We start from the raw sequence: 20,725 nt of genomic DNA, 5'->3' as shown, positions 1-20,725 counted from the left end.
TGGCAATAAGCCGTTACTCTAGTACGTTTGAGGAGCGCTTAACAATCTCTTAATTTTGGCTAGAGGCGCTCATCAGAGGATGGCGTAATGTGCTGCGCTGGTTCGGGACTCTCTTTCCAGTATTTCTTCCGCGTTGTCTTACCAATGCCGGGGTTCATACTGTTTGTCGGGTCATTTTTGCGATAAAACTGTGTAAGCGTCTCCGGCGCTTTATACAGATGCCCCACGTTGTGCTCGGCAGGATACTGTGCGCCACGCGCGTGCAGTAGCGCGAGCATCTGCTCTTTTAGCGCGTGCGCATCAACGCCTTTTTTGACGATGTAATCCTGATGGAAGACATAGCACATAAAGTGGCCGTAATAGAGCTTGTGCACCAGCTTGCTGTCGATCTCCGGCGGCAGGTGTTCAAACCACTCGGTATCGTTGCGACGCAGCGCGATATCCAGCGCCAGAATATCTTCCACCTCTTCGGAATGCACCGCCTGGTAGCGTATAGCAGCACCCGCCGCGGCGAAGCGGTGCAGGAAGGCTTTACTGCCTTCTTCCGGCGTACAGGCGAAGAAATCCCCGTCGGCAGTTTTGAAGAACTCGGTAAGCCAGCTCTGCGCTTCGGCAATGCCGTCCCCGGCCATTTTCAGCAGCAGGTGGTGCTCATACTTGTCGCGCCAGGTCTTCATCCGCTCAGGTAAATGCGCCGGGAAGACGTTGCCCAGCTTCTGCATGAAGCGGTCGGTAAAGTGCGGCTTGAACAGCGACACTTTCTCCAGCATTGCGTCGGTGCGGCCCTTCAAGGTGAAGAAGAACGGCATTTTATCGGTGCCGAGCTTGTCGATCATCAGGAAGGTGTCTTTGCCGTAGCGTTCGGCGATGTCGTAAATGTCCCGGTGCATATACTCGCCTGCCACCGGCAGGTGCGTGAAGTCGGCCAGAATATGACGGCGGATCTCCGTCAGCACCTCCGGCTGATTGGTGCCGATGTAAAACACCTGCTGCTTTTTCTCTGCCGGGAAGGTATCAAGGCGCACCGCAAACACGGCCAGCTTGCCCGCGCAGCCGGAGGATTCAAACAGGCGATCCGGATCGGCGTTATAGCGCGCCGGCGTATCGGCGTCGATATCGCGCACGCGGGTGATGTAATCGTGGTCATGCGCGTGGCGGCCATCGTGCTGAACGTCTTCATCCCTCACGCGGTCGTCGTCGAGCTTGCTGAGGATCTGCTCTGGCGTTACGCCCAGATCGATGCCCAGATGGTTTACCAGCGTCAGCTTGCCGTTTTCATCGATACGGGCAAACAGCGACATTTCCGTGTACGCCGGGCCGCGCTGCACCAGCGAGCCGCCGGAGTTGTTGCAGATCCCGCCGATCACCGAGGCGCCAATGCACGACGAGCCGATCACCGAGTGCGGTTCGCGTCCCAGCGGCTTAAGCGCTTTTTCCAGCGAGTAGAGCGTGGTGCCGGGGAAGGCGAGCACCTGTTCGCCTTTGTCCAGCAGGTGCAGTTTGTCGAGGCGCAGGGTGCTGATAATCACGATGTCACGATCGTAATCGTTGCCGTTCGGCGTGGAGCCTTCGGTCAGGCCGGTATTCGCAGCCTGCATTAAAATAATCTTGTCTGCCGCAACGCAGGCGCTCAACACGCGCCACAGTTCGAGCAGCGTGCCGGGGAAAACCACCGCCAGCGCGTCGCCCTGTCCGGAGCGAAAGCCCTTACGGTAGCGGGCGGTTTTGGCCGGGTCGGTAAGCAGGTGAGAGTGACCCACCAGGCGCGACAGTTCGTTAATAAAAGTAGTGTTATCGTCAGTTCGAACAGAAGACATCTTCCACTCCTTGTGGTGGGGCAAATTTCTCGCTGTAAAGCATAGCGCGATTAGCCGTTAAGCGGTCGGGTATTCATGAGAAAAATCAGAGAATAACCCTGCACGGGTTTACGGGTTTGTGGCACACTGCGATTTTCGTACGGTCTGGCCGGGTGCTTCCCGCGGTTATTGATGAGAGAGAATAACAACATGAAATGGCTATGTTCTGTAGGTGTTGCCGTCAGCCTGGCGCTGCAACCTGCGCTGGCAGAGGATTTGTCTGGTAATCACCCGCTCACGCCTGAAGCCCGCGACGCCTTTGTCACGGATTTACTCAAAAAGATGACGGTCGATGAGAAAATCGGCCAGCTGCGCCTGATCAGCGTCGGCCCGGATAACCCGAAAGAAGCGATCCGCGAGATGATCAAAGAGAGCCAGGTCGGAGCGATTTTTAACACCGTTACCCGTCAGGATATCCGCGCCATGCAGGATCAGGTCATGCAGCTCAGCCGCCTGAAAATTCCTCTCTTCTTCGCCTATGACGTGGTGCACGGTCAGCGTACCGTCTTCCCGATCAGCCTTGGCCTGGCCTCCTCGTTTAATCTTGATGCGGTGAAAACCGTCGGGCGCGTGTCGGCATATGAAGCCGCAGACGACGGCCTGAACATGACCTGGGCGCCGATGGTTGACGTCTCCCGCGATCCGCGCTGGGGCCGCGGCTCGGAAGGCTTTGGTGAAGATACCTGGTTAACCGCCACGATGGGCAAAACCATGGTGGAAGCGATGCAGGGCAAAAGTCCGGCAGATCGTTACTCGGTGATGACCAGCGTCAAGCATTTCGCCGCCTACGGCGCGGTGGAGGGCGGCAAAGAGTACAACACCGTCGACATGAGCCCGCAGCGTCTGTTTAACGACTACATGCCGCCGTACAAAGCGGGGCTGGACGCGGGCAGCGGCGCGGTGATGGTGGCGCTGAACTCGCTGAACGGCACGCCTGCCACCTCCGATTCGTGGCTGCTGAAAGACGTGCTGCGCGACCAGTGGGGCTTTAAGGGCATCACCGTTTCAGACCACGGCGCGATTAAAGAGCTGATCAAGCACGGTACGGCGTCTGACCCGGAAGATGCGGTACGCGTGGCGCTCAAGTCCGGCATCAACATGAGCATGAGCGACGAGTACTACAGCAAATACCTGCCGGGGCTGGTGAAGAGCGGCAAGGTGACGATGGCGGAGCTGGACGATGCCGCGCGCCACGTGCTGAACGTGAAATATGACATGGGGCTGTTTAACGATCCGTACAGCCACTTGGGGCCGAAGGAGTCTGACCCGGCGGACACCAATGCCGAAAGCCGCCTGCACCGCAAAGAAGCCCGCGAAGTGGCACGCGAAAGCCTGGTGCTGCTGAAAAACCGTCTCGAGACGCTGCCGCTGAAAAAATCCGGCACCATTGCCGTGGTCGGCCCGCTGGCCGACAGCAAGCGTGACGTGATGGGCAGCTGGTCCGCCGCGGGCGTGGCCGATCAGTCCGTGACGGTGCTGACCGGTATTAAGAGCGCCGTGGGTGATAACGCAAAAGTGGTTTACGCCAAAGGCGCGAACGTCACCGACGATAAAGACATCGTTACCTTCCTTAATCAGTATGAGGAAGCGGTGAAGGTCGATCCGCGCACGCCGAAGGAGATGATTGACGAAGCGGTAAACGCCGCGAAGCAGTCTGACGTGGTGGTCGCCGTGGTGGGTGAAGCGCAGGGGATGGCGCACGAAGCCTCCAGCCGTACCGACATCACCATTCCGCAAAGCCAGCGCGACCTGATCGCGGCCCTGAAAGCCACCGGCAAGCCGCTGGTGCTGGTGCTGATGAACGGTCGTCCGCTGGCGCTGGTGAAAGAAGACCAGCAGGCTGATGCCATTCTGGAAACCTGGTTCGCCGGTACCGAAGGGGGGAACGCCATCGCCGACGTGCTGTTTGGCGATTACAACCCGTCAGGCAAGCTGCCGATGTCCTTCCCACGCTCCGTCGGGCAGATCCCGGTTTACTACAGCCATCTGAACACCGGCCGTCCGTATAACGCCGACAAGCCGAACAAGTACACGTCTCGTTATTTCGATGAGGCGAACGGCCCGCTGTATCCGTTTGGCTACGGCCTGAGCTACACCACGTTTACGGTCTCTGACGTGAAAATGTCGGCCCCGACCCTGAAGCGTGATGGCAGCGTGACCGCCAGCGTGGATGTGACCAACAGCGGCAAGCGCGAAGGCGCGACGGTGATCCAGATGTACGTGCAGGACGTTACGGCCTCCATGAGCCGTCCGGTGAAACAGCTGCGCGGCTTCGAGAAGGTCAACCTGAAGCCCGGTGAAACCAAAACGGTCAGCTTCCCGATTGACGTGAATGCGCTGAAGTTCTGGAATCAGCAGATGAAATACGATGCCGAGCCGGGCAAATTTAACGTCTTCATCGGCGTGGATTCCGCCCGCGTGAACAAAGCCGAATTCGAACTGCAATAATCCTACCTTCCTTCCCATCCCCCGACCGGCGGGGGATGCCTCTCATCTTCTACTAAAAACGGTTAAATTCCCTGTTTTAAGCTACGCTTTTCTCTCAAGCCTATGAAAAAGGCCGCAAAATAATGAGGAAAGCAGAATGACGATGATTAAGGGGATAACAGGATCGGCGTTGCTTCTGGCGGCGCTGAGCCTGCCGCTACAGGCCGCAGAGCCGGTAAAAGTGGGTTCCAAAATTGATACCGAAGGCGCGTTGCTCGGCAATATCATTTTGCAGGTGCTCGACAGTCACGGCGTAAAAACGATCAATAAAGTTCAGCTTGGCACCACCCCGGTGGTGCGCGGTGCCATCACTTCCGGCGAGCTGGATATCTATCCGGAATACACCGGCAATGGGGCATTCTTCTTCAAGGATGAAAACGATCCGGCCTGGAAAAATGCCAAAGCCGGGTACGAAAAAGTCAAAAAGCTGGATGCGGAAAAAAACAGGCTGGTCTGGCTCACGCCGGCACCCGCTAACAACACCTGGACCATCGCGGTGCGCAAAGATATCGCCGAGAAAGGCAAGCTCACCTCGCTTGACGATCTCAGCCGCTACCTGAAAGAGAAGGGCGAGTTTAAGCTCGCGGCCTCGGCCGAGTTTATCGAGCGCGCGGATGCCCTGCCGGCGTTTGAAAAAGCCTATGATTTCAAGCTCGATCAGGCGCAGCTGCTCTCTCTGGCGGGTGGCGACACGGCGGTGACCATTAAGGCCGCGGCGCAGCAAACCTCCGGCGTCAACGCGGCGATGGCCTACGGCACCGACGGCCCGGTCGCGGCGCTTGGCCTGCAAACCTTAACCGACCCGAAAGGCGTTCAGCCGATTTACGCCCCAACCCCGGTTGTGCGTGAGGCGGTCCTGCAAGCCTACCCGGATATCGACAAATGGCTGAAACCGGTGTTTGAAAAACTGGATGCGAAAACGCTGCAACAGCTGAATGCCAGCATTGCCGTTGAGGGGCTGGATGCCAAAAAAGTGGCCGCCGACTTCCTGAAACAACAAGGGCTTGTGAAGTAACGGGATAAGGCTGTGCCAATAAAATGTCATAACCGCGTTCTGCTGCTGTTGGCCTGTGTGGCCATCGCGGCGGTCGCGTTACCTTTTGTCAATGTCGCACCAAACCGCCTGGTATCGGGCGAACCTCACGCGCTCTGGCAGATGTGGTCGTTTACGCCGCTGCTGCTGGGCGCGGCGCTGGCGAGCGCGCTGGTATTATCGTTCTCGCCAGGACGTGCCGCACTCTGGCTGACGCTGCTTCTCTGTGAAGCGTTGTTTATCGTGCTGTTCTGGAGCGCAGGGCAGGCGGCAACGCTGATGGCCTCGGTTGAAAGCCCGCTTTCGCGCACGTCGATTGGCAGCGGCCTGTGGCTGTGGCTGGCGCTCTGCCTGCTGGCCTGTAGCGATGCCATTCGCCGTCTGACGCCGCAGCCCGTCTGGCGCTGGCTGCTGAATGCGCAATTCTGGATTATTCCTCTGCTGATCCTCTTCAGCGGCGATCTGAATCAGCTCTCGCTGTTAAAAGAGTACGTCAACCGCCAGGAGGTGTTTGACAACGCGCTGGTGCAACATCTGACGATCCTGTTTGGGACGCTGATCCCGGCGCTGCTGCTGGGCGTGCCGTTGGGCATGTGGTGCTACCGGCATCCCAGCCGTCAGGGCGCTGTCTTTACCGTCCTCAACGTGATTCAGACCATCCCCTCCGTTGCCCTGTTTGGCCTGCTGATTGCTCCCCTTGCCGGTCTGGTGAAATCCTTCCCCGGGTTGTCCGCGGCGGGCATTGCCGGAACCGGGCTGACGCCGGCGCTCATCGCCCTTGTGCTGTATGCGCTATTGCCGCTGGTGCGCGGGGTGGTGGCGGGGTTAAGCCAGGTCCCGCCCGACGTGCTGGAAAGCGCGCATGCAATGGGGATGAGTGCGCGCCAGTGTTTCTGGAAAATTCAGCTGCCACTTGCGCTTCCGCTGCTGGTGCGCAGCCTGCGGGTAGTGACGGTGCAAACCGTGGGGATGGCGGTGATTGCCGCGCTGATCGGTGCGGGCGGATTTGGGGCACTGGTCTTCCAGGGGCTGCTCAGCAGCGCGCTGGATCTGGTGTTGCTGGGCGTCGTACCCACGATTGCGCTTGCGGTCGTGCTGGATGCCTTATTTGCCCTGTGGCTCGCGCTGCTCGGGAGAAGAGCCAATGATTGAATTTCATGATGTCAGTAAAACCTTTGCGGGCCGTCCGGCGGCAAGCCACCTTAATCTGCACTTTGCCGAAGGGGCGTTCTCGGTACTGATCGGGACGTCGGGGTCAGGAAAATCCACGACGTTGAAGATGATCAACCGGCTGGTGGAACACGACAGCGGGACGATTCGCTTTGCCGGAGAGGAGATCCGCAGCCTGCCGGTGCTGGAGCTGCGGCGTCGTATGGGCTACGCCATTCAGTCCATCGGCCTGTTTCCCCACTGGACGGTGGCGCAGAACATTGCCACCGTGCTACAGCTGGAAAAATGGTCCCGGGCGAAGATCAACGCGCGCGTCGACGAACTGATGGCGCTGCTGGGCCTGGACACGTCGCTTCGCGACCGTTATCCGCACCAGCTTTCCGGCGGGCAGCAGCAGCGGGTCGGGGTGGCGCGCGCGCTGGCCGCTAACCCGCAGGTGCTGCTGATGGATGAGCCCTTCGGCGCGCTGGATCCGGTCACCCGCGGCGCGCTTCAGGCCGAGATGAGCCGCATCCACCGTATACTTGGGCGCACGATCGTGCTGGTGACGCATGATATCGACGAGGCACTGCGGCTGGCCGATCGCCTGGTGCTGATGGATCATGGCGAAGTCGTCCAGCAGGGTACGCCCCTCGAACTGTTAACGTCGCCGGCAAACGATTTTGTGCGTGAGTTTTTTGGCCGCAGCGAGCTGGGCGTCAGGCTGCTCTCTCTGCGCACCGTCAGAGACTATATGCGCCCGCAGGATGGGCCGGTCAACGGCGACCCCCTGCACGATGGTATGAGCCTGCGCGATGCCCTGTCAGCGTTTGTCGCCCGGCAGTGCGAAGTATTACCCGTTGCGGACGGGCAGGGAACGCCATGCGGGACGATCCATTTTCGCGATCTGCTGGCGGGGGAGGTGACGCGTGAAGTGGGTTCGTGATCCGTTACTCTGGCTGACAGGGCTGTTTATCGCCTTACTCTACCTGATGCCGCACAGCGCGGCGCTGTTTAATACGCTCTTCCCCGGGTTACCGCGTCCGGTGTACCAGCAGGAGAGCTTTGTTAATCTCACCCTGGCACACTTCTGGCTGGTGGCGGTGTCAAGCGTGATTGCCATTGTGCTGGGTGTTGGCGCCGGTATTGCGGTTACGCGGCCAGCGGGCAGGGAGTTTCGCCCGCTGGTGGAGACCATCGCCGCAACGGGGCAGACCTTCCCGCCGGTGGCCGTGCTGGCGATTGCCGTGCCGGCGATCGGTTTTGGGCAGGAGCCTGCCATCATTGCGCTGATTTTGTACGGCGTGTTGCCCATTCTGCAAGGGACGCTGGCGGGCATTGCGGCGGTGCCGGCATCGGTGCTGAGCGTAGCGGAAGGGATGGGGATGAGTGCCTGGCAGCGGCTGGTTAAGGTAGAACTGCCGCTGGCCGCACCGGTGATTATCGCTGGCGTACGCACGTCCGTGATTATCAACATTGGTACGGCAACCATCGCCTCGACGGTTGGCGCGAATACGCTGGGGACGCCGATCATCATCGGATTAAGCGGGTTTAATACGGCTTACATTATTCAGGGGGCGGTGCTGGTTGCGCTGGCGGCGATTGTGGTGGATCGCCTGTTTGAACGCCTGGCTGGATACCTCAGCCAACACCGCCGCGAACAATAAAGGAATAACCTGCCAGCATAACGCCACCGATACCGCTGATGGCCATCAGTGCAAAAAGGGTAATTACGGCCAGTTTCGTTGCCTTCATCATGTGCTCCTCTTGTTAACGGAACAATTATACGGTGAAGCGCAGCTGTTAATGAACCATTAAATGCCTTTACGACGCATTTGGCCCCAGCGGGTAAACGGGATAACCGTGTTCGCGCCACTCCGTCAGGAGCTGCTGCTGCGAAGCGGAGGGAACTTCGCCGCACCAGACCAGCAGCGTCTGTCCCTCAAACAGCTCCGGCCTGAGCTGGGCCAGCGAGTGGGCAAGGACGTCAACCCGCCAGCCCTGCTGGGTGGCAATCCAGGCTTCGAGCCACAGCCGGGTGGTATCGTGCACGTTCCAGCCGATCACCAGCGCGTCTTTACCGTTTTTATTCCGCGCCGAGGAAAGACAGACGGAAATATAGTTAATCAGCACGCCGTCAAGCATGCTGAGCAGCGCCTGTAAGGTGGTTTGCTGACACTGGAGCCGACGCCGTAAGGGGATAAAAAGATGGGCGATCAGGGTTTGCGCGGGGTAGTCGCGACCCTGTTCTTTGATCCAGCCGCGCAGACGCTGCACATTGCCCGTCTGCAACAGCCTCAGCAGTGTTTCCTGCCGCTCGCGCCAGATATGCTGGGTGTCAGGATCGTCCTCGCACAGAAGCGATTTTACCTTGCCGACCTGCACGCCGTTGTCGATCCAGCTTTTGATCTCGCGGATCCGGTCAATGTCCGCATCGTTAAACAGGCGGTGCCCGCCGTCCGTTCTTTGCGGTTTAAGCAATCCGTACCGTCGCTGCCACGCCCGTAGCGTAACGGGATTGACATCACACAGGAGTGCCACTTCACCTATCGTGTAAAGCGCCATTTTCGCCCCCAGGCTTGCGCGTGCCCAGCTTAACTGTAGACCCACTTTGCTGAACCGGGAAAATTTGATTCTTTTTCGTACAGATTATGCGAGGAACAGCTTATCTCCGGCAAAAGGTGTGATGGCGGGCACGAATTATCGCTTTTATGGCACGTTTCAAAGAAAGTTAAACGCCATCAGTGTATGTTACGCGTTTTTAGAATATGCGGTTTGTGAGTATGTACGAGTTTAATCTGGTGCTGCTGTTGCTTCAGCAGATGTGCGTGTTCCTGGTCATCGCCTGGCTGATGAGCAAAACGCGCCTGTTTATTCCGCTGATGCAGGTCACCGTACGTTTACCGCACAAGCTGCTCTGCTACGTCACCTTCTCTATTTTCTGCATTATGGGCACCTATTTTGGTCTCCATATCGAAGACTCTATCGCCAATACCCGCGCCATCGGCGCGGTCATGGGCGGGCTGCTCGGTGGCCCGGTCGTGGGCGGTCTGGTGGGGTTAACTGGCGGCCTGCATCGCTATTCCATGGGCGGTATGACGGCGCTGAGCTGCATGATCTCCACCATCGTCGAAGGGCTGCTGGGTGGCCTTGTCCACAGCTATATGATTAAGCGCGGTCGCCCGGATAAAGTGTTCAGCCCCTTTACCGCCGGGGCGATCACCTTCGTGGCGGAAATGGCGCAGATGGCGATAATCCTGCTGATTGCGCGCCCGTTTGACGATGCGTTACACCTCGTCAGCAACATTGCCGCACCGATGATGGTCACCAATACCGTAGGCGCGGCGCTGTTTATGCGCATTCTGCTCGACAAGCGCGCCATGTTCGAAAAATACACCTCGGCTTTTTCTGCCACCGCCTTAAAAGTTGCGGCGTCGACGGAAGGGATCCTGCGCCAGGGATTCAACGAAGAGAACAGTATGAAGGTGGCGCAGGTGCTGTATAAAGAGCTGGATATCGGGGCCGTGGCGATTACCGATCGCGAAAAGCTGCTGGCGTTTACCGGCACCGGCGACGACCACCATCTGCCGGGTAAACCCATCTCCTCGGCCTATACCCTGCGCGCCATTGAAACGGGTGAAGTGGTGTATGCCGACGGGAATGAAGTGCCGTACCGCTGTTCCCTGCATCCGCAGTGTAAACTTGGCTCGACGCTGGTCATTCCCCTGCGGGGCGAAAACCAGCGCGTGATGGGCACCATTAAGCTTTACGAAGCCAAAAATCGCCTGTTCAGCTCCATCAACCGCACGCTGGGGGAGGGGATCGCCCAGCTGCTTTCGGCGCAAATCCTCGCGGGGCAGTATGAACGGCAAAAAGCGCTGCTGACGCAGTCAGAAATTAAGCTCCTGCACGCCCAGGTGAATCCGCATTTCCTGTTTAACGCGCTCAACACGCTGAAGGCGGTGATCCGCCGCGACAGCGATCAGGCCGCGCAGCTGGTGCAGTTTTTGTCGACGTTTTTCCGCAAAAACCTGAAGCGGCCGTCGGAGATCGTGACCCTTGCGGACGAGATTGAACACGTAAACGCCTATCTGCAAATTGAGAAAGCGCGCTTCCAGTCACGTTTGCAGGTGTCGTTATCCGTCCCGGACGAGCTGGCGTATCAGCATCTTCCCGCCTTTACCCTGCAACCGATTGTAGAGAACGCCATTAAGCATGGAACATCGCAGCTGCTGGGCACGGGAGAGATTGTGATTTCCGCGTCCCGTTTTAACCACCATCTGGTGCTGGATATTGAAGATAACGCGGGGCTGTATGAAGCCTCTGCGTCAGGCGGTCTGGGCATGAGCCTGGTGGATAAACGCCTGCGCGCGCATTTCGGGGACGACTGCGGAATAACCGTTGCCTGTGAGCCAGACCGCTTTACCCGAATTACCTTACGATTGCCGCTGGAGGAGAACGCATGTTAAGAGTGCTGATTGTTGACGATGAGCCGTTAGCACGGGAAAACCTGCGTGTCCTGTTGCAGGAGCAGAGTGACATTGAGGTCGTGGGTGAATGTGCCAATGCGATTGAAGGCATCGGCGCGGTGCATAAGCTGCGTCCGGACGTCGTATTTCTCGATATTCAGATGCCGCGCATCAGCGGGCTGGAGATGGTCGGCATGCTTGACCCGGAGCACCGCCCCTATATCGTCTTTCTGACCGCCTTTGACGAGTACGCCGTAAAGGCGTTTGAAGAGCACGCGTTCGATTATCTGCTGAAACCGATTGAGGAGAAACGGCTCGAAAAGACCCTGCTCCGTTTGCGGCAGGAACGTACCGTACAGGATGTGTCGCTCCTGCCGGACCATCAGCAGCCCCTGAAGTTTATCCCCTGCACCGGACACAGCCGGATTTACCTCCTGCAAATGGACGACGTTGCCTTTGTCAGCAGCCGTCTGAGCGGGGTGTACGTTACCAGTGCCGAAGGCAACGAAGGTTTTACCGAGCTGACGCTGCGCACGCTGGAAAGCCGCACGCCGCTGATCCGCTGCCACCGTCAGTATCTGGTGAACATGGCGCACCTGAAGGAGATCCGTCTGGAAGATAACGGCCAGGCCGAGCTGGTGCTGCGCGCCGGACAGACCGTGCCCGTCAGCCGTCGCTACCTGAAAAGTTTGAAAGAGGCGATTGGCCTGTAAAACTGGTACACTGCGCGCCATTGCATCATCGACATTCGAAGGCTCTATGCTAAGTAACGATATTCTTCGTAGCCTGCGCTACACCCTGAAGGCGAACAACAATGACATGGTGCGCATTCTTGCGCTTTCCGATATGGAATCCACGTCCGCCAGTTTCGACACCTGGATGACCAAAGAAGATGAAGAGGGCTTTGTTCGCTGCCCGGACATTATTCTGTCGGGCTTTCTGAATGGCCTGATCTACGACAGACGCGGCAAAGATGCGTCTGCGCCCGAGCTGGCGCTGGAGCGTCGGGTGAACAACAACACGGTGCTCAAAAAGCTGCGTATTGCGTTCTCCCTGAAAACTGACGACATCCTGGCGATCGTGACCGAGCAGAAATTTCGCGTGTCGATGCCGGAAATCACCGCCATGATGCGCGCGCCGGATCATAAGAATTACCGCGAGTGTGGGGATCAGTTTCTGCGCTATTTCCTGCGTGGGTTGACGCAGCGGATGCACAGCACGAAGGCGTGATTTTAGCCGGGTGGCGGCTTCGCCTTACCCGGCCTACATAACCCGTAGGCCTGAGCAAGCGTAGCGCCGCCGGGCAAAAAAAAGCCGGATTCTCATCCGGCTTTTTTATTATTTCACCTGCTGACCCGGCTTCGCGCCTTCGTCAGGGCTTAGCAGGAAGATGTCTTTCCCGCCCGGGCCTGCGGCCATCACCATCCCCTCAGAGATGCCGAAGCGCATTTTACGCGGCGCCAGGTTTGCCACCATCACGGTCTGACGACCAATCAGCACCTGCGGGTCAGGATAGGCGGAGCGAATGCCGGAGAAGACGTTACGCTTCTCGCCGCCCAGATCCAGCGTCAGACGCAGCAGTTTGTCAGAACCTTCCACGAACTCCGCGTTTTCGATCAGCGCCACGCGCAGGTCGACCTTGGCGAAATCATCAAAGGTGATGGTCTCCTGAATCGGATCGTCAGCCAGCGGGCCGGTCACCGGTGCGGCGGCCGCTTTCACCTCTTCCTTAGAGGCTTCCACCAGGGCGTCAACCTGCTTCATCTCGATGCGGTTGTACAGCGCCTTAAAGGTGTTCACCTTGTGGCCGAGCAGCGGCTGCTGGATGGCATCCCAGGTTAATTCGGTATTCAGGAACACTTCCGCGCGGGCTGCCAGCTGCGGCAGAACCGGCTTCAGCCAGGTCATCAGCACGCGGAACATGTTCAGACCCATGGTGCAGATTGCCTGCAAGTCCGCGTCACGGCCTTCCTGTTTCGCCACCACCCACGGTGCCTGCTCGTCCACATAGCGGTTGGCCACGTCTGCCAGCGCCATGATTTCGCGAATGGCTTTACCGAATTCACGGCTTTCCCAGGCTTCGCCAACCGCAGCGGCGGCGTCGGTGAAGGTTTTGTACAGTTCAGGATCGGCCAGTTCGGCAGAGAGCACGCCGTCAAAGCGTTTGGCAATAAAGCCCGCGTTACGTGACGCCAGGTTCACCACCTTGTTGACGATGTCCGCGTTCACGCGCTGGACGAAATCTTCCAGGTTCAGGTCGATATCGTCGATGCGGGAAGAGAGCTTCGCGGTGTAATAGTAGCGCAGGCTGTCCGCGTCAAAGTGGTTCAGCCAGGTGCTGGCCTTAATAAACGTCCCGCGAGATTTAGACATCTTCGCGCCGTTCACCGTGACGTAGCCATGTACGAACAGGTTAGTCGGCTTGCGGAAGTTGCTGCCTTCCAGCATCGCTGGCCAGAACAGGCTGTGGAAGTAAACGATGTCTTTGCCGATAAAGTGGTACAGTTCGGCATCGGAATCTTTCTTCCAGTATTCGTCGAAGCTTACGGTGTCGCCGCGCTTGTCACACAGGTTCTTGAACGAACCCATGTAGCCGATTGGCGCATCCAGCCAGACGTAGAAATATTTGCCCGGCGCGTTCGGGATTTCAAAGCCAAAGTAGGGCGCATCGCGGGAGATATCCCACTGTTGCAGACCGGACTCGAACCACTCCTGCATTTTGTTTGCAACCTGCTCCTGCAACGCACCGCTGCGGGTCCACGCCTTCAGCATTTCGCTGAAGGACGGCAGGTCGAAGAAGAAGTGCTCGGAGTCACGCATCACCGGCGTCGCGCCGGAAACCACGGATTTCGGTTCGATAAGCTCGGTCGGGCTGTAGGTCGCGCCGCATACTTCGCAGTTATCGCCGTACTGGTCCGGGGATTTACATTTCGGGCAGGTGCCTTTGACGAAACGGTCCGGCAGGAACATGCCTTTTTCCGGATCGTACAGCTGAGAAATGGTGCGGTTTTTAATGAAACCATTCTCTTTCAGACGGGTGTAGATCAGCTCCGACAGCTCGCGGTTTTCGTCGCTGTGCGTGGAGTGATAGTTGTCATAGCTGATGTCAAAGCCAGCAAAATCGGTCTGATGCTCCTGACTCATTTCGGCGATCATCTGTTCCGGGGAGATCCCCAGCTGCTGCGCTTTCAGCATGATCGGCGTGCCGTGGGCATCGTCCGCACAGATGAAGTTCACCTCGTGGCCGCGCATTCGCTGGTAACGGACCCAGACATCAGCCTGGATATGCTCCAGCATGTGGCCGAGGTGGATTGAGCCGTTGGCGTACGGCAGGGCGCACGTTACCAGAATTTTCTTCGCGACTTGAGTCATAGTAGGCATTACTTCTTTTAACTGTGAAAAGGGTTTTCGATATTACCAAAAGGGGCATTATTAAGTAAGCACAAACCACGGCCTTTCAGGTAAACTTGTTTACCTAAGGTCTTATTCACAAGAACAAAGGAGTCGGGATGAGTTCTCAATCCCAGGCCAAATCACCGGAAGCCTTACGAGCAATGGTCGCCGGGACGCTGGCTAATTTTCAGCACCCAACCCTGAAGCACAATCTCACGACGCTGAAAGCGCTTCACCACGTCGCATGGCTGGACGATACGCTGCACATCGAGCTACAGATGCCGTTCGTCTGGACCAGCGCTTTTGATGCCCTGAAAGAGCAAACCAGCTCTGAGCTGCTGCGCATTACCGGGGCAAAAGCGATTGACTGGAAGCTGAGCCACAGCATCGCCACGCTCAAGCGCGTGAAAAATCAGCCGGGCGTTAACGGGGTGAAGAACATCATCGCCGTCAGCTCTGGCAAGGGTGGGGTGGGTAAATCCTCAACCGCCGTTAACCTGGCGCTTGCGCTGGCGGCAGAGGGGGCGAAGGTCGGCATTCTGGATGCGGATATCTACGGTCCGTCCATTCCAAACATGCTGGGGGCGGAAAACCAGCGTCCAACCTCGCCGGACGGCACCCACATGGCGCCGATCGTGGCGCACGGGCTGGCGACCAACTCCATTGGTTACCTGGTGACGGACGATAACGCGATGGTCTGGCGTGGCCCGATGGCCAGCAAAGCGCTGCTGCAAATGTTGCAGGAGACAATGTGGCCTGACCTTGATTATCTGGTGCTGGACATGCCGCCGGGCACCGGGGATATCCAGCTGACGCTGGCGCAGAGCATTCCGGTCACCGGCGCCGTGGTGGTAACCACGCCGCAGGACATCGCCCTGATCGACGCCAAAAAAGGCATTGTCATGTTCGAGAAAGTGGAGGTGCCGGTCCTGGGCATCGTCGAGAACATGAGCATGCACATTTGCAGCAACTGCGGTCATCACGAGCCCATCTTTGGCACCGGCGGTGCGGAAAAGCTGGCGGCGCAGTACCATACGCAGCTGCTTGGGCAACTGCCGCTGCACATCACGCTGCGTGAAGATCTCGATAGCGGGAAACCGACGGTGGTCAGCCGTCCGGACAGCGAATTTACGGAAATCTATCGCCAGCTGGCAGGGCGCGTTGCGGCGCAGCTGTACTGGCAGGGTGAAGTGATCCCAAGCGAGATCGCCTTCCGCGCGGTGTAAATCCTTCGCGTCGAATTGCCGGGTGGCGCTTCGCTTACCCGGCCTACAAATGGCACCATCACGCAGGTCGGGTCCGGTGAAGCCGCCACCCGACGTTAACCCAACCGATAGTGCATCAAATAATACTCTCCATCCGGAGAATCCCCCGTCGCCTCAATGTGCCAGCCGTGGCGTTGGTAAAACGCAACCGCCCGCGCATTCTTCACCAGACACTTCAGCGCGCCTGTACTGGTAAACGTCTTCTGAACCTGTTCAAGGAGCCGGCTCCCGACCCCGAGATGTTGATACTGCGGGTCGACAAACAGGTTGTGCAAAAAATTATCGTTTACCCAGACGGAGGCGAAACCCACTCTGTGACCGTCGTGGATCGCAACCCAGATCTGCTCGTCACGCGTTGCGGCGTCAAAATCCTCAAGCTGCCATTCAGAACCGTCCAGCCATGGCCAGGCAGCGCGTCGTGCATGCAGGTACAGCGTGCGCAGAAACGGCCGATCGTCTTCCTGCCAGGGCCGGATCATCGTATCAGCGGTGATAGAAGATATCTCCGTTATAGGCTTTGTGGATTTTGCCATCCGCATCGCCAATCAGAACGTAGTTCTCGCCCATGTAGGTCCAGTGCGTACCGGCATCCGGCGCGGGAAGGTTACGCAACTGGTACTGTTTGATGGTGTACTCAGGCGTCTGATACTGCGCGGGTGCCGTATCGCCAATCTTAAATTTGGTGAAGTCGGCGATGAACTCCTGCTCTTCATAAGCCTTAATACCGGAAGGCGCGGCGGCCGTTTGCGGGGCTGCGAATGCGGAGCCCGCCAGAGACAGTAATACACCCAGAAGCACCAATTTACGCTTAGCCATTTTTTCTCCAGTGATATCGTTACGGATACGCTTGTCTGCGGGGAACAGTGCGGCAGACAGCCCATTTTAAGTATCAAAACAGGGTGTGTTTGAAAAAAAATGTAACAAAAGTGAACGGTTTTGTGTAGTGCCAGCAGTAGTGAGTATTATTGATATGAATGCATGCTGGTGGGAATAATTCATTGTAATTATCGTTTTGCTGAATTAATTCTGAAAATACATTGTTGCCGTAATTTTATAAACTGTAGATCGTGCATTTTTTTACAGCAGGCTTTAAGATTTTCAGGAAGATTATATTTTAATTAATTGCCCGTCACGGATCGGACAATTCGTTACTTCACTTTTAGATTACGTTTAAGTATTCCCTTGAAAAGACAGTTATTTCAAGCGTGGGTTAGCGCAGGGCTGCGCCCCGTCGGGCGTTCGCCACGAGCAGGGATGATAAGTATATATAAATGAAAAACACAACAGCATTATCTGTAATATTCTTAGCAATAAGTCAGTTGGCGGGATGCGTAATTTCTCCTGGCCAAACGTTAAGTTCCGCAGGCAAAAAAATAATCGCGCCGGCCGATCTTAATAATAGCTTAGATAAACAAATCGAAATTTATCCACTTACGCCCGGATTAATTGAGAAACTACGTCCAGCAGCGGCAAAATCTCAGGCAAATCCTAATCTTGATGAGCAGGTCAAAAATTGGGAATACCGTATTGGTATTGGAGACATCCTGACGGTCACCGTCTGGGATCACCCGGAGCTGACTACGCCCGCGGGACAGTATCGCAGCGCAAGCGATACGGGAAACTGGGTCAATGCCGACGGCACGCTCTTTTATCCTTACGTGGGTAAACTGCACGTGGCGGGAAAAACGGTTTCCGAAGTGCGCGAGGAGATCACCGCGCGGCTGGATAACGTCATTGAAAGCCCTCAGGTGGACGTCAGCGTTGCCGCTTTCCGCTCGCAAAAAGCCTACGTTACGGGAGAAGTGGCGAAATCTGGCCAGCAGGCCATCACCAACATTCCGCTGACGGTAATGGACGCCGTTAATGCCGCCGGTGGGCTTACTGCCGATGCGGACTGGCGGAACGTGGTGCTGACTCACAACGGTCAGGATTCCCGAATTTCCCTGTACGCCCTGATGCAGCATGGCGATTTAACCCAGAATAAGCTGCTCAACCCTGGCGACATCCTGTTTATTCCCCGCAACGATGCGCTGAAAGTATTCGTGATGGGCGAGGTTGTTAAACAGAGCACGCTGAAGATGGATCGCAGCGGCATGACGCTGGCCGAAGCGCTCGGCAATGCCGGTGGCCTGGACCAGAATATGGCCGATGCAACGGGTATTTTTGTTATTCGCTCGGTACGCGAGTCCGGGAAAATTGCGAATATCTATCAGCTGAATGCAAAAGACGCGTCGGCCATGGTGCTGGGCACAGAGTTTCAGCTTGAGCCTTATGACATTGTGTATGTCACCACCGCACCACTGTCCCGCTGGAATCGCGTGATAACGCAGCTTGTACCAACGATTAGCGGGGTGCATGACCTCACCGAAACGGTTCGTTACATCAGATCGTGGCCGCAATAATGTTCAAATCAATATTGGTGGTTTGCACCGGAAATATCTGCCGTTCCCCAATTGGAGAACGGCTTTTACGCCAGTACTTGCCTGACAGAGACATCACCTCGGCGGGAATATTTGGCCTTGAGGGTTGCCCGGCGGATGACTGTGCTCAGGACGTAGCCTGGCGACACGGAATTTCCCTGGACGGCCATGTGGCACGCAGGTTGACGCCCGGTCTGATGCAGGGATCCGATCTCATTCTGGTTATGGAGCCGAAACACCTTCACTTTATTTCCGCCATGGCTCCGGAGATCAGGGGCAAGTCGCTGTTATTCGGGCAATGGCTAGAGCCGCAGGATATCCCCGATCCCTACCGTAAAAGCCGTGAAGCGTTTGAATATGTGTTCGGACTCTTGGGTAAAGCCAGCCAGGAATGGGCACGTCGATTGGGTCAGAAAGGAATGAAGCATTAATGTCGTCTTACACAACAGACAATTATGGTGCAGCGGCACCGCAACAAAGTGAAATCGATCTTGTCCGGTTGCTCGGCGAAATGATCGACCACCGCGCGATGATTATGTGCGTGACTTTCATTTCTGTCTTATGCGCGGGCCTCTATGCCTGGGTTACGCCGCCTGTTTATCAGGCGGATGCCATGGTGCAAATAGAAAGCAAACAGGATAACAGCCTGCTCAAAGGGTTAAGCCAGCTGGGCTCCACAGTTTCAACGGATGTAGCCCCTGAGATTTTATTGCTGAAATCACGCATGATCCTCGGCGAGACCGTCGACGACTTAGGTTTGACGTTTCAGGCGAAGCAGCGCGTTTTGCCTGTGGTGGGGCGTCTCTGGCAACGCCTGCAAGGGCGAGGGCAGGGCAAAATAACCCTAGGCGAACTCCAGATCCCGCAGGTGGAGGGCAATGCGCAGGAACTTATACTGACCGTACAGGAAGCGGGAAGGTATCACCTGACGGGCGAAAACATTGAGGCTGACGGTTCGGTCGGGAAAATGCTTGTTACGCAAGGGATCGCTTTGCTGGTGACCTCGATTGACGCTGAGCCAGGCACGCAGTTTTCGCTTAAGACGCTGACGCGCCTGGAGACAATCAACGCTCTGAAGAAGAGCCTCACGGTTGCGGAGTCGGTGAAACAGAGCGGTATCGTGACCTTGACCCTGACGGGCGAAGATCCTGACAAAATTGCCAGGGTGCTGAATACGATTGCCGAGAATTATCTCCAACAGAATATCGCGCGTCAGGAGGCTCAGGATTCTCGTAGTCTGGCTTTTTTACAAAAGCAGTTGCCCAAGATCAGAACGGAACTGGATCAGGCTGAAGCGCGGCTGAATGCCTACCGGGCGCAGCGCGACTCGGTGGACCTCTCTTTAGAGGCAAAATCCATACTGGATCAGGTTGTTAACGTCGAGAATCAGCTAAATGAGCTGACGTTCCGTGAGGCAGAGATCTCTCAGCTCTTCAAAAAGAATCACCCCACCTACCGTGCATTGCGTGAAAAGAGACAAACCCTTGAGCGGGAACGCGAGCGTCTGAATCAGCGGGTATCAGCAATGCCCTCCACGCAGCAGGAGATTTTACGCCTGAGCCGGGACGTTGAGTCAGGCCGCACGATCTATTTACAGCTACTGACGCGTCAGCAGGAGCTGAATATTTCCCGCTCCAGCGCTATCGGGAACGTGAGGATTATTGATAAGGCGGTTACGCTCCCGGATCCAATAAAGCCGCGAAAAGCGTTAATCATCGTCCTTGGCGCGCTGTTCGGGCTCATGCTCTCAATGGGCGGCGTGCTGGTACACATGGCGTTTAAACGTGGGATTATGCTCTCCGAACAGCTGGAAATGCATGGAATTCCGGTTCTGGCTACGCTGCCTCGTTCCCAGTGGCTGTGGAAAAAAACGCATCTGCGCAGAAAAATTCCGTTTACCCGTCACTGGAAGCACAAAACGCTGGACGTGCCGTTCCTGCCTGTCGATCGGCCTGCTGATATGTTTGTCGAAGCGGTTCGGGGGCTGCGCACCAGCCTGCATTTCTCCATGATGGAGGCTGAGAATCGTATCGTGATGATTTCTGGCCCTACTCAGGACTGCGGAAAAACGCTGGTGGGGACGAACCTGGCGGCCATTGCCGGACAGAGCGGCCAGCGGGTGCTGTTTATCGATGCGGATATGCGTCAGGGCTATGTTCATAACATTTTTGGCCTGGATAACCGCCATGGGCTGTCCAGCGTGCTTGAAGGTAAATGCGACTGTACAGAGGTAATTCAGCGCTTCGAGAAGGGGGGAATCGACGTCATTACCTGCGGCCCGGAACCGCTGCGACCGCTGGAGATGTTGTTAAGCGAAAGATTCCAGGCCGTTATGTCATGGGTTAACGAGCATTATGACATCGTCATCATCGATACCCCGCCAGTGCTGGCCGTCACCGATGCGGCGCTGGTTGCCAGAGCAGCCGGAACGACGCTGATGGTGGCCCGTTTCGATAAAACCAGCGTGAAAGAGATGGAGAATACCATTAAACGTTTGCACCGCGTTGGCGTAAAGGTTAGCGGAACCATTCTTAACGATATCGTTAAGTCCGCAGCGCTGTTATACGGTTCTGAGTGTAGCCAGTATGAATATGGTTATGGTTCGAAGAAAAAGCGGGGCGAGCACTAAGGCGGGGAAAATAATCCCTCTCCC

Annotated in this window: 18 protein-coding genes; 12 read left to right on the top strand and 6 right to left on the bottom strand. The window is 56.8% G+C overall.

What is annotated here, in order from left to right; all coding sequences use genetic code 11:
* Positions 1-59: 59 nt before the first annotated feature.
* The gene (gene dld / locus IM267_RS10415; protein ID WP_193033353.1) at positions 60-1,817 is read right to left on the bottom strand and encodes a D-lactate dehydrogenase; all 1,758 of its coding nucleotides are present in this window, start codon (positions 1,815-1,817) and stop codon (positions 60-62) included.
* Between the two features lie 189 nt (positions 1,818-2,006).
* Here dld and bglX point away from each other — a divergent pair, with 189 nt between their 5' ends.
* From bglX to IM267_RS10390, 5 genes are all read left to right on the top strand, one after another.
* Positions 2,007-4,304, top strand: coding sequence for a beta-glucosidase BglX (bglX, locus tag IM267_RS10410; protein ID WP_107533382.1), 2,298 nt, complete (start codon positions 2,007-2,009; stop codon positions 4,302-4,304).
* 136 nt (positions 4,305-4,440) lie between these two features.
* Positions 4,441-5,358, top strand: coding sequence for an ABC transporter substrate-binding protein (locus IM267_RS10405; protein ID WP_193033352.1), 918 nt, complete (start codon positions 4,441-4,443; stop codon positions 5,356-5,358).
* 12 nt (positions 5,359-5,370) lie between these two features.
* On the top strand, positions 5,371-6,528 hold the full coding sequence (locus IM267_RS10400) for an ABC transporter permease (protein WP_193033351.1): 1,158 nt from the start codon (positions 5,371-5,373) through the stop codon (positions 6,526-6,528).
* Complete coding sequence (locus tag IM267_RS10395) at positions 6,521-7,471, top strand: ABC transporter ATP-binding protein (RefSeq protein ID WP_107533380.1); 951 nt, start codon at positions 6,521-6,523, stop codon at positions 7,469-7,471. The genes IM267_RS10400 and IM267_RS10395 overlap by 8 nt, the downstream gene beginning before the upstream one ends.
* A complete protein-coding gene (locus tag IM267_RS10390; RefSeq protein WP_063450299.1) occupies positions 7,455-8,192 on the top strand; it encodes an ABC transporter permease in 738 nt (245 codons plus the stop codon). The genes IM267_RS10395 and IM267_RS10390 overlap by 17 nt, the downstream gene beginning before the upstream one ends.
* Here IM267_RS10390 and IM267_RS10385 read toward each other — a convergent pair.
* Positions 8,167-8,280, bottom strand: coding sequence for a protein YohO (locus IM267_RS10385; RefSeq protein ID WP_017383372.1), 114 nt, complete (start codon positions 8,278-8,280; stop codon positions 8,167-8,169). The two genes, IM267_RS10390 and IM267_RS10385, sit on opposite strands and share 26 nt — an antisense overlap.
* 69 nt (positions 8,281-8,349) lie before the next feature.
* Positions 8,350-9,090, bottom strand: a complete 741-nt coding sequence (mlrA, locus tag IM267_RS10380; RefSeq protein ID WP_193033429.1) for an HTH-type transcriptional regulator MlrA — start codon at positions 9,088-9,090, stop codon at positions 8,350-8,352.
* Between the two features lie 218 nt (positions 9,091-9,308).
* Here mlrA and IM267_RS10375 point away from each other — a divergent pair, with 218 nt between their 5' ends.
* From IM267_RS10375 to IM267_RS10365, 3 genes are read left to right on the top strand one after another with little or no spacing between them, the layout of a single operon-like run.
* A complete protein-coding gene (locus IM267_RS10375) occupies positions 9,309-10,994 on the top strand; it encodes a sensor histidine kinase (RefSeq protein ID WP_063868324.1) in 1,686 nt (561 codons plus the stop codon).
* Entirely contained in the window at positions 10,988-11,707 is a 720-nt protein-coding gene (gene btsR, locus IM267_RS10370; protein WP_063450296.1) for a two-component system response regulator BtsR, read from the top strand. Before IM267_RS10375 ends, btsR begins: the two co-directional genes overlap by 7 nt.
* Before the next feature lie 46 nt (positions 11,708-11,753).
* Positions 11,754-12,224 (top strand): DUF1456 family protein, encoded by a 471-nt coding sequence (locus IM267_RS10365; RefSeq protein ID WP_063450295.1) that lies wholly within the window; start codon positions 11,754-11,756, stop codon positions 12,222-12,224.
* A 108-nt stretch (positions 12,225-12,332) separates the two neighbouring features.
* Here the strand turns inward: IM267_RS10365 and metG are convergent, their stop codons facing one another.
* Positions 12,333-14,366 carry a methionine--tRNA ligase gene (metG, locus tag IM267_RS10360; protein WP_193033350.1) on the bottom strand — a complete coding sequence of 678 codons (2,034 nt, stop codon included), beginning with the start codon at positions 14,364-14,366 and terminating at the stop codon, positions 12,333-12,335.
* A 137-nt stretch (positions 14,367-14,503) separates the two neighbouring features.
* Here metG and apbC point away from each other — a divergent pair, with 137 nt between their 5' ends.
* Positions 14,504-15,613 (top strand): iron-sulfur cluster carrier protein ApbC, encoded by a 1,110-nt coding sequence (gene apbC / locus IM267_RS10355; RefSeq protein WP_193033349.1) that lies wholly within the window; start codon positions 14,504-14,506, stop codon positions 15,611-15,613.
* 95 nt (positions 15,614-15,708) lie between these two features.
* On the opposite strand, the gene IM267_RS10350 is transcribed toward apbC, so the two are convergent.
* Both IM267_RS10350 and IM267_RS10345 read right to left on the bottom strand, forming a co-directional pair.
* Positions 15,709-16,185 (bottom strand): GNAT family N-acetyltransferase, encoded by a 477-nt coding sequence (locus IM267_RS10350; protein ID WP_193033348.1) that lies wholly within the window; start codon positions 16,183-16,185, stop codon positions 15,709-15,711.
* A complete protein-coding gene (locus IM267_RS10345; RefSeq protein ID WP_063868328.1) occupies positions 16,136-16,468 on the bottom strand; it encodes an RcnB family protein in 333 nt (110 codons plus the stop codon). Before IM267_RS10345 ends, IM267_RS10350 begins: the two co-directional genes overlap by 50 nt.
* A gap of 455 nt (positions 16,469-16,923) precedes the next feature.
* Between IM267_RS10345 and IM267_RS10340 the strand changes: the two genes are divergently transcribed.
* The 3 genes from IM267_RS10340 to IM267_RS10330 are packed head-to-tail and all read left to right on the top strand — an operon-like array spanning position 16,924 to position 20,701.
* Positions 16,924-18,054, top strand: coding sequence for a polysaccharide export protein (locus IM267_RS10340; protein WP_063868329.1), 1,131 nt, complete (start codon positions 16,924-16,926; stop codon positions 18,052-18,054).
* Positions 18,054-18,503, top strand: coding sequence for a protein tyrosine phosphatase (locus IM267_RS10335; protein WP_226848031.1), 450 nt, complete (start codon positions 18,054-18,056; stop codon positions 18,501-18,503). Before IM267_RS10340 ends, IM267_RS10335 begins: the two co-directional genes overlap by 1 nt.
* Positions 18,503-20,701: a polysaccharide biosynthesis tyrosine autokinase gene (locus IM267_RS10330; RefSeq protein ID WP_193033346.1), complete on the top strand. Its 2,199-nt coding sequence runs from the start codon at positions 18,503-18,505 to the stop codon at positions 20,699-20,701. The genes IM267_RS10335 and IM267_RS10330 overlap by 1 nt, the downstream gene beginning before the upstream one ends.
* The last annotated feature ends 24 nt before the right edge of the window (positions 20,702-20,725 follow it).

Origin of the sequence: Enterobacter cloacae complex sp. P15RS, assembly GCF_014895905.1 — a bacterium.
Lineage (GTDB): Bacteria > Pseudomonadota > Gammaproteobacteria > Enterobacterales > Enterobacteriaceae > Enterobacter > Enterobacter quasihormaechei.
This window is presented reverse-complemented; position numbering and strand designations above follow the sequence as displayed.